A 3,110-nucleotide genomic window follows, 5' to 3' on the forward strand; every position below is an offset into this window, starting at 1 on the left:
CCCAAAACACTTGAGCGTTGTATGGCTAAGCCTCTCGGGCAATTAGTATGCGTTAGCTCAATGTATCACTACACTTACACACCGCACCTATCTACGTCTTAGTCTTAAACAACCCTTACACACTTTATATGTGGGAGAACTCATCTCTTGGCAAGTTTCGTGCTTAGATGCTTTCAGCACTTATCTCTTCCGCATGTAGCTACCCAGCAATGCCTCTGGCGAGACAACTGGAACACCAGTGATGCGTCCACTCCGGTCCTCTCGTACTAGGAGCAGCCCCAATCAATTCTCCAACGCCCACGGCAGATAGGGACCGAACTGTCTCACGACGTTCTAAACCCAGCTCGCGTACCACTTTAAATGGCGAACAGCCATACCCTTGGGACCTACTTCAGCCCCAGGATGTGATGAGCCGACATCGAGGTGCCAAACACCGCCGTCGATATGAACTCTTGGGCGGTATCAGCCTGTTATCCCCGGAGTACCTTTTATCCGTTGAGCGATGGCCCTTCCATTCAGAACCACCGGATCACTATGACCTACTTTCGTACCTGCTCGACTTGTCTGTCTCGCAGTTAAGCTTGCTTATACCATTGCACTAACCTCACGATGTCCGACCGTGATTAGCAAACCTTCGTGCTCCTCCGTTACGCTTTGGGAGGAGACCGCCCCAGTCAAACTACCCACCAGACACTGTCCGAGACCGCGTTTCGCAATCTTCGTTAGAACATCAAACGTTAAAGGGTGGTATTTCAAGGACGACTCCATAATCACTGGCGTGACTACTTCAAAGTCTCCCACCTATCCTACACATCAAAATTCAATGTTCAGTGTCAAGCTATAGTAAAGGTTCACGGGGTCTTTCCGTCTAGCCGCGGGTACACCGCATCTTCACGGCGATTTCAATTTCACTGAGTCTCGGGTGGAGACAGCCTGGCCATCATTATGCCATTCGTGCAGGTCGGAACTTACCCGACAAGGAATTTCGCTACCTTAGGACCGTTATAGTTACGGCCGCCGTTTACTGGGGCTTCGATCAGGAGCTTCTCTTTCGATTACACCATCAATTAACCTTCCAGCACCGGGCAGGCATCACACCCTATACGTCCACTTTCGTGTTTGCAGAGTGCTGTGTTTTTAATAAACAGTTGCAGCCAGCTGGTATCTTCGACCGGTTCAACCTTCAGGGGCAAGCCCTTACAATCTACGCCGGCGCACCTTCTCCCGAAGTTACGGTGCTATTTTGCCTAGTTCCTTCACCCGAGTTCTCTCAAGCGCCTGAGTATTCTCTACCTGACCACCTGTGTCGGTTTTCAGTACGGTTTAGTAAAGCCTTTCGCTTAGTGGCTTTTCCTGGAAGTGTGGTATCAGTTACTTCAGCTCCGTAGAGCCTCGTCATCATCTCTCAGTGTTAAGGAAGTCCGGATTTGCCTAAACTTCCCACCTACCAACTTAAACGTGCATATCCAACAGCACGCTAACCTAACCTGCTCCGTCCCCACATCGCAGCTTTACCAAGTACGGGAATATTAACCCGTTTCCCATCGACTACGCTTTTCAGCCTCGCCTTAGGGGCCGACTCACCCTGCCCCGATTAACGTTGGACAGGAACCCTTGGTCTTCCGGCGAACGGGTTTTTCACCCGTTTTATCGTTACTTATGTCAGCATTCGCACTTGTGATACGTCCAGCAGCCCTCTCGAACCACCTTCATCCGCTTACACAACGCTCCCCTACCCAACAGACTTACGTCTGATGCCGCAGCTTCGGTGCTATATTTGAGCCCCGTTACATCTTCCGCGCAGGCCGACTCGACTAGTGAGCTATTACGCTTTCTTTAAATGATGGCTGCTTCTAAGCCAACATCCTAGCTGTCTAAGCCTTCCCACTTCGTTTCCCACTTAATATAGACTTTGGGACCTTAGCTGGCGGTCTGGGTTGTTTCCCTCTCCACGACGGACGTTAGCACCCGCCGTGTGTCTCCTGAGTATCACTCTTCGGTATTCGTAGTTTGCATCGGGTTGGTAATCCGGGATGGACCCCTAGCCGAAACAGTGCTCTACCCCCGAAGGTGTCCGCTCAAGGCTCTACCTAAATAGATTTCGGGGAGAACCAGCTATCTCCCGGTTTGATTGGCCTTTCACCCCCAGCCACAAGTCATCCGCTAATTTTTCAACATTAGTCGGTTCGGTCCTCCAGTTAGTGTTACCCAACCTTCAACCTGCCCATGGCTAGATCACCGGGTTTCGGGTCTATACCTTGCAACTCAACGCCCAGTTAAGACTCGGTTTCCCTTCGGCTCCCCTATTCGGTTAACCTCGCTACAAAATATAAGTCGCTGACCCATTATACAAAAGGTACGCAGTCACCCTTGCGGGCTCCCACTGCTTGTACGTACAAGGTTTCAGGTTCTATTTCACTCCCCTCACCGGGGTTCTTTTCGCCTTTCCTTCACAGTACTGGTTCACTATCGGTCAATCAGGAGTATTTAGCCTTGGAGGATGGTCCCCCCATCTTCAAACAGGATATCACGTGTCCCGCCCTACTTCTCGTTAGCTTAGTACCACGACCTGGACTTCGAGTACGGGGCTATCACCCTGTATCGCCAAGCTTCCCAGCTTGTTCCTCTGTCTCTATCGCTATCACTAACAGGCTCTTTCGCTTTCGCTCGCCGCTACTCACAAAATCTCGGTTGATTTCTTTTCCTCGGGGTACTTAGATGTTTCAGTTCTCCCGGTTCGCCTCACTTACCTATGAATTCAGTAAGTGATAGTAGATTCTTCATCTACTGGGTTTCCCCATTCGGACATCTTGGATTAAACGCCTCTTATCGACTCATCCAAGCTTTTCGCAGATTAGCACGTCCTTCTTCGCCTCTGATTGCCAAGGCATCCACCTTGTACGCTTTGTCACTTAGCCATACAACCTCAAGTATTCTTAGGATGAACAATCTGATGAAGATAAAATCGAATTTAAAGTTAAAATTCACTTTACATCATAGATTGACGCTAAAAACACGTTAGGTTTGTTAGCCGTAACAGTTAATTTATTCAGAATCATTGCCTTTTATCAATGACCCTTACTCAGACTTTCTTGAAAGTCTCGTTTTCA

General features: G+C 49.3%; 1 rRNA gene. It reads right to left on the minus strand.

What is annotated here, in order from left to right:
* Positions 1 to 21 precede the first annotated feature (21 nt).
* Positions 22 to 2,918 (minus strand): 23S ribosomal RNA (locus tag HMPREF9065_RS04005).
* Between the last annotated feature and the right edge of the window lie 192 nt (positions 2,919 to 3,110).

This window comes from Aggregatibacter sp. oral taxon 458 str. W10330, from assembly GCF_000466335.1.
GTDB lineage: Bacteria > Pseudomonadota > Gammaproteobacteria > Enterobacterales > Pasteurellaceae > Aggregatibacter.